Source organism: Streptomyces sp. NPDC043867 (assembly GCF_056435845.1).
This window is the reverse complement of sequence record NZ_JBWKDS010000012.1, coordinates 159,976-166,613: the sequence shown is the minus strand read 5'-3', so window position 1 is coordinate 166,613 and position 6,638 is coordinate 159,976. Positions and strand designations below refer to the sequence as shown.

Below are 6,638 nucleotides of genomic sequence, written 5' to 3'. Positions count from 1 at the left end.
CGAAGAGGACGGCCTCCGCTTCGGGCGGCTAGACGTTGCAGGGGTTTCTGGGTTTCTGTGGCGGATCCACCCCGTTCCGGCGGTGACGAGGGAGGCGGTTCCGGCCGGAACCGCCGCCCGCGCGAGCGGAGCGCGACGGCCGCGGCCGCCGGGGCCGTTGTCCGACCCGTGGTCCACCATGGACGCATGAGTGAGCTGACCCGCATTCCCGCCCCCGACGGGGTCGCCCCCGCCGCCGCGTACGCGCATGTCGTCACGGGTACCGGGCGCTTCGTGGCCGTCTCCGGCCAACTCGCCCTCGACGAGGACGGAGAGGTCGTCGGCGAGGGCGACCCCGCGGCACAGGCCCGCCAGGTCTTCGAGAACCTGCGCCGCTGCCTCGCCGCGGCCGGGGCCACGTTCGACGACGTCGTCAAACTCACCTACTTCGTCACGGACATGTCCTGCATGCCCGCCGTCCGCGCGGCCCGCGACGCCCACATACCGGCCGACCGCCTCCCGGCCGCGTCGGCGGTCCAGGTCGCCGCGCTGGTCCGCCCGGAGTTCCTGATGGAGATCGAGGCGTACGCGGTGATCGGCGAGTGAGCGGACTCGCCCTCCGCGCCATGACGCGCGCCGACTGCCGCCGGGTGGCCGAGATCCGCGCCCGCGGCTGGCAGAGCGCCTACCGGGGTCTCGTGCCGCAGCCGTACCTGGACGCTCTCGACCTGGAGGAGGAGGTCGCGCGGCGGCGGACGTTCTTCGACCGGGGTGGCGACGGTGTGGTGGACGTCGTCGCCGAGCGGGACGGGGACGTGGTCGGCTGGGCCTGTCACGGCCCCTGCCGGGACGGTGAAACCCCCACGTCGGACGCCGAGTTGTACGCGCTCTACGTCCACCCCGACCGGTTCGGCGGCGGCGCGGGCCGGGCGCTGCTCGGTGCCTCGGTCGCCCGGTGCGCCGCCGCCGGCCACCCGCGCATGCTCCTGTGGGTACTCCGGGAGAACCACCGCGCCCGGCGCTTCTACGAGCGGTCGGGATTCGCCGCCGACGGCGCCCAGGAGCCGTTCGAGGTCGACGGCGTCACGGTCCCCGAGGTGCGCTACGTGCGCGTGCTCGACGGCACGGGGCCCCGCTGAGTCACGGCATCGGCGGCTGCCGCGGCATCAACAGCCGTCACCGCTGCGGCAGTCGGCCCAGGGCCCGGACGGCCGCTTCCGCGAGGGCCGGGTGCGCGAGGCACTCGGTCAGGACGGGGCGGGCGCGGGCGTCGCCCAGCGCGCCCAGCCCCTCCACGCACGCGAGGGCGACCCTGCGGTACGGATCGTGCGGCCGCAGTCTGCGTTCCAGCGTGGTGACGAGCGCGGGCACGGACTCCGGTGCGCGCAGCGCCGCCAGGAGCCGTACCGGGTGCAGCGCGTAGGCGACGCGCAGTTCGTTGGTGGCGAGCGCGGCGGCGGCGCGGGCCGTGCGCGGGTCGCCCAGTACGGCGAGCGCGTGCGCGGCGGACGCGCAGCGCTGCGGATCGCGGTGGTTGAGCAGCAGGACGAGGGCCTCGAAGGCCCGCCGGTCACCGGCGGTGCCGAGCCGGAAGGCGACCAGCTCCCGGGCCCAGAGGGGCTGTCCGGGCTCGGTCAGCGCGGCCGCGAGTTCGTCGGGGTCATCGGTCGCCACGAGCCGGTCGTACGTCGCGGAAGGCCCGGCCTCGGTGCGCAGGCGCTCCGTGAGTGATCGCAACTCCTCGTCCATGGCGCCGAGCCTAGAGCGGCACCCGGGGCGCGGGGACCTACATCACAAACTGGGGGCTGGCGCGCTCGTTACCGGCCGGTTAAGCTCAGACGAGCGAGTTACCCACTCGCGTTCTGCTTGCGGTGGCCTGGTGACGCAGCCGCCGCGAGTGCCAGTCGGTTCGGTACCTCAGGTACCTCAGTGCGACACGGCTCCGGGACAGGGCCGGTCGGTCTTCACCGCTCCAGGGGCGGCTGTGCTGCCACCTCCTGGACGGCTCCGGGCGTGTGCGCTCGTCAGCCCGGCAACACCCGCATCCCACGCACCGTGTGCGCCCCTTCGGCGCACCCGTGTGCTCCTCAGTCGTCACCCTCTTCCTGGAGTCCCGCGATGGCCACTCCCCTGTCCGACACCCCTCTGTCCCCGCTGAAGACCGTCGCCGTCGTCGGCCTCGGCACCATGGGCACCGGCATCGCCGAGGTCCTCGCCCGGGCCGGCCGCGAAGTCGTCGGCATCGACGTCAGCGAGGCCGCGGCCGCCCAGGCCGTCACCGCGGTCGAAGCCTCCACCGCCCGCGCCGTGCAGCGCGGGCGCCTCACGGAGCAGGAGCGCGGGGACGTCCTCGCCCGCTTCCGTACCTTCACCGATCTTCAGGCGGCGGCCGACGCCGACCTGGTCATCGAGGTGACCCCGGAGTCGTACGAGATCAAGCAGCAGGTGTTCCGCGCGCTCGACGAGGTCGTGCGTCCGGAGACGATTCTCGCGACCGGCACCAACGCCCTCTCGGTGACGCGGCTGGCGGCCGACTCGGCGCGTCCGGAGCGGGTGCTCGGACTGCACTTCTTCAACCCGGCCCCGGCCATGAAGCTGGTCGAGGTGGTCTCCTCGGTGCTGACCTCGCCGCAGGCCGTCGCCGCGGTCACGGACCTCGCCGTCCAGCTCGGCAAGGAGCCCGTCGCGGTAGGCGACCGTCCCGGATTCGTCGCGGACGGGCTGCTGTTCGGCTACCTCAACCAGGCGGCCTCGATGTACGAGGCCCGGTACGCCTCCCGCGAGGACATCGACGCGGCGATGAGGCTCGGCTGCGGTCTGCCCATGGGCCCGCTCGCGCTGCTCGACCTGATCGGCATCGACACGGCCCGCACGGTGCTCGAGGCCATGTACGCGGAGTCCCACGACAGGCTGCACGCGCCCGCCCCCATCCTCAAGCAGCTCACCGAGGCGGGTCTGACCGGCCGCAAGGCGGGGCGCGGCTTCTACTCGTACGAGGCTCCCGGCAGCGACACGGTCGTCGGGGACGCGCTGACGCCGGCCGCGGGCGCGTCCACGACGCCGGGACGGGACGTGCGCTCCGTCGGCGTCGCGGGCTCCGGCACGATGGCCTCCGGGATCGCCGAGGTCTTCGCCAAGGCCGGTTACGACGTCGTCCTCGCCGCCCGCAGCGAGGAGAAGGCGGCGGTCGCCAAGGCCCGGATCGGCAAGTCGCTCTCGCGCTCCGTCGACAAGGGCCGGCTGACCGCCGAGGCCGCCGCGCAGACCCTGGACCGGATCACCCCGGCCGGCTCGTACGACGCCTTCTCCGACGTCGACCTGGCCGTCGAGGCCGTCGCCGAGGACCTGGAGATCAAGCAGCAGCTGTTCGCCGCCTTCGACAAGGTCTGCAAGCCGGGTGCGGTGCTGGCCACCACCACCTCGTCGCTGCCCGTCGTCGCCTGCGCCCGCGCCACCTCGCGCCCGCAGGACGTGATCGGCATGCACTTCTTCAATCCGGCGCCCGCCATGAAGCTCGTCGAGGTGGTCCGCACCGTGCTGACCGCGGACGACGTGCACGCCACGGTCCGCGAGGTGTGCGCGAAAATCCGCAAGCACCCGGTGGACTGCGGCGACCGGGCCGGTTTCATCGTGAACGCGCTGCTCTTCCCGTACCTGAACAACGCGATCAAGATGGTCCAGGAGCACTACGCGACCCTCGACGACATCGACGCCGCGATGAAGCTCGGCGGCGGCTACCCGATGGGCCCGTTCGAGCTGCTGGACGTGGTCGGCCTCGATGTGTCGCTGGCCATCGAGAAGGTCCTGCACAGCGAGTTCCGCGACCCGGGCCTGGCCCCGGCGCCGCTGCTGGAGCACCTGGTGGCCGCGGGCTGCCTCGGCCGCAAGACGGGCCGCGGCTTCCGCGAATATGCCCGGCGCTGAGGCGCGCGAGGACCGGCACGGGGAGTCCGCCGACTGGGGCGGGCTCCTCGGCCCGGCCGGCGGCCCCCCGCCCGGGGAGGGCGGGGGGATCTGCGCATCCGCGCACTCCACTGCGCGGATGCAGTACGTTCGGGTCATGTCCCAGCCCGCCAAGTCCTCCCGTACCGCAGCCACGCCCGACGCGCCGGAAAGTGCCGCGGGCAGTCGCGCCGCCGCGCAGCGGCTCAAGATGCGCCGAGAACTGGCGGCCGCGGCCATGGAGCTGTTCGCCACCAAGGGGTACGAGGCGACGACCGTCGACGAGATCGCGGCGCAGGCCGGAGTGGCACGGCGTACGTTCTTCCGCCACTTCCGCTCCAAGGAAGAGGCGATCTTCCCCGACCACGACGACACCCTGATCCGGGCGGAGGCGGTGCTCAACGCGGCGCCCGCGCACGAGCACCCGCTGGACACGGTGTGCCGCGGCATCAAGGAAGTCATGCGGATGTACGCCGCGCGCCCCGAGATCTCCGTGTCGCGCTACAAGCTCACGCGCGAGGTGCCGACGCTGCGCGAGGCGGAGATCGCCTCCGTGGCCCGTTACGAGCGGCTGTTCACCCGGTACCTGCTCGGCCACTTCGACGAGCACGCGCACGACGACGACGCCAACGACGATCCGCTGCTGGCGGAGGTCGCGGCGTCGGCCGTGGTCACCGCGCACAACCACGTGCTGCGGCGCTGGCTGCGGGCGGGCGGACAGGGGGACGTCGAGGCGCAGCTGGATCACGCCTTCTCGATCGTGCGGAAGACGTTCGGCTCCGGTATCGGCGCCGGCCGCGACGTCGCCCCGCAGACGGCGCCGGCCTCCTCCGCCTTCACGGAAGGGGACGTCCTGGTGACCGTCGCCCGGGTCGACGCCCCGCTGGACCAGGTGATGCGCACCATCGAGCAGGCGCTCAAGGACCGGTCGTAGCGCCCTCGCCCCCGACTCGCGGCACGCTGCCGCACCTCAGCGCCGGACGGGCTCTCTTTGAGCCCGTCCGGCGTTTTCGTACCCATTTTTCGGGGCGACTTGATCGATCATCGCTCACGTGTTACGTAAAGATTTCACCTGAGCGGGATTTCTGGCACTGCGTGCCTTGTCAGGTGACACGGCGTGCCATACGTTGAAGGTGTCCGGGCGGCCGGCGTGCAGAGACCTCACGTACGCCGGCTGTCCCCGCAAGCCTCCCTCGGGCACCGCCCGCGGGTACCCCGGCAAGCGCGCCCGGACGCCTGCGTCACAGGCAACCTTCCGCGCCACAAAGCGCCGCCAGCAGCAACTCCGCCGAACCGACGGCACCCTCACACCCAGCAGCACCGACGTGACCCCAAGCGTCTTCCCTCAAGACGCCATTCGCCGGAGGCAACACAGTGAAGGAAATCCTGGACGCGATCCAGTCGCCGGAGTCGACTTCCGCCGACTTCGCCGCCCTGCCGCTCCCCGAGTCGTACCGCGCGATCACCGTGCACAAGGACGAGACGGAGATGTTCTCCGGGCTCGCCACGCGCGACAAGGACCCCCGCAAGTCGATCCACCTGGACGACGTGCCGGTGCCGGAGCTCGGCCCGGGCGAGGCCCTGGTGGCCGTCATGGCCTCCTCCGTCAACTACAACTCGGTGTGGACCTCGATCTTCGAGCCGGTGTCCACCTTCAGTTTCCTGGAGCGCTACGGGCGCCTGTCGGAGCTCACCAAGCGCCATGACCTGCCGTACCACATCATCGGCTCCGACCTCGCCGGCGTCGTCCTGCGCACCGGCCCGGGCGTGAACTCCTGGAAGCCCGGTGACGAGGTCGTCGCGCACTGCCTCTCGGTCGAGCTGGAGTCCTCCGACGGCCACAACGACACGATGCTCGACCCCGAGCAGCGCATCTGGGGCTTCGAGACGAACTTCGGCGGCCTCGCCGAGATCGCGCTCGTCAAGTCCAACCAGCTGATGCCGAAGCCGGACCACCTCAGCTGGGAGGAGGCCGCCGCCCCGGGCCTGGTGAACTCCACCGCCTACCGGCAGCTGGTCTCCCGCAACGGCGCCGGCATGAAGCAGGGCGACAACGTCCTCATCTGGGGCGCGAGCGGCGGCCTCGGCTCGTACGCGACGCAGTTCGCCCTGGCCGGCGGCGCCAACCCGATCTGTGTCGTCTCCAGCGAGCAGAAGGCGGACATCTGCCGCGCGATGGGCGCCGAGGCGATCATCGACCGCAACGCCGAGGACTACAAGTTCTGGAAGGACGAGCACACCCAGGACCCCAAGGAGTGGAAGCGCTTCGGCAAGCGCATCCGCGAGCTCACCGGCGGCGAGGACATCGACATCGTCTTCGAGCACCCCGGCCGCGAGACCTTCGGCGCGAGCGTGTACGTCACCCGCAAGGGCGGCACGATCACCACCTGTGCCTCGACCTCGGGTTACATGCACGAGTACGACAACCGCTACCTGTGGATGTCCCTGAAGCGCATCATCGGCTCGCACTTCGCGAACTACCGCGAGGCCTGGGAGGCCAACCGGCTCATCGCCAAGGGCAAGATCCACCCGACGCTGTCGAAGGTGTACTCGCTGGAGGACACCGGCCAGGCCGCGTACGACGTGCACCGCAACCTCCACCAGGGCAAGGTCGGTGTGCTCGCGCTCGCCCCCCGCGAGGGCATGGGTGTGCGCGACGAGGAGAAGCGCGCCAGGCACATCGACGCCATCAACCGCTTCCGGAACGTCTGAGGTCC

Annotated in this window: 6 protein-coding genes; 5 read left to right on the top strand and 1 reads right to left on the bottom strand. The window is 71.7% G+C overall.

Features of this window, described 5'->3' with window-relative positions:
* The first annotated feature begins 186 nt into the window (after positions 1 to 186).
* Both AC069T_RS14865 and AC069T_RS14860 read left to right on the top strand, forming a co-directional pair.
* Positions 187 to 585: a RidA family protein gene (locus AC069T_RS14865; RefSeq protein WP_478783115.1), complete on the top strand. Its 399-nt coding sequence runs from the start codon at positions 187 to 189 to the stop codon at positions 583 to 585.
* 20 nt (positions 586 to 605) lie between these two features.
* A complete protein-coding gene (locus AC069T_RS14860; protein WP_478783156.1) occupies positions 606 to 1,118 on the top strand; it encodes an N-acetyltransferase family protein in 513 nt (170 codons plus the stop codon).
* Between the two features lie 37 nt (positions 1,119 to 1,155).
* Here AC069T_RS14860 and AC069T_RS14855 read toward each other — a convergent pair whose 3' ends face one another.
* Entirely contained in the window at positions 1,156 to 1,728 is a 573-nt protein-coding gene (locus tag AC069T_RS14855) for an adenylosuccinate lyase (protein WP_478783114.1), read from the bottom strand.
* A 369-nt stretch (positions 1,729 to 2,097) separates the two neighbouring features.
* Here AC069T_RS14855 and AC069T_RS14850 point away from each other — a divergent pair, with 369 nt between their 5' ends.
* The 3 genes from AC069T_RS14850 (at position 2,098) to ccrA (ending at position 6,633) form a co-directional block, all read left to right on the top strand.
* Positions 2,098 to 3,903: a 3-hydroxyacyl-CoA dehydrogenase family protein gene (locus AC069T_RS14850; protein WP_478783113.1), complete on the top strand. Its 1,806-nt coding sequence runs from the start codon at positions 2,098 to 2,100 to the stop codon at positions 3,901 to 3,903.
* Between the two features lie 136 nt (positions 3,904 to 4,039).
* On the top strand, positions 4,040 to 4,855 hold the full coding sequence (locus tag AC069T_RS14845) for a TetR family transcriptional regulator (RefSeq protein ID WP_478783112.1): 816 nt from the start codon (positions 4,040 to 4,042) through the stop codon (positions 4,853 to 4,855).
* Between the two features lie 440 nt (positions 4,856 to 5,295).
* Entirely contained in the window at positions 5,296 to 6,633 is a 1,338-nt protein-coding gene (gene ccrA / locus AC069T_RS14840; RefSeq protein ID WP_478783111.1) for a crotonyl-CoA carboxylase/reductase, read from the top strand.
* The last annotated feature ends 5 nt before the right edge of the window (positions 6,634 to 6,638 follow it).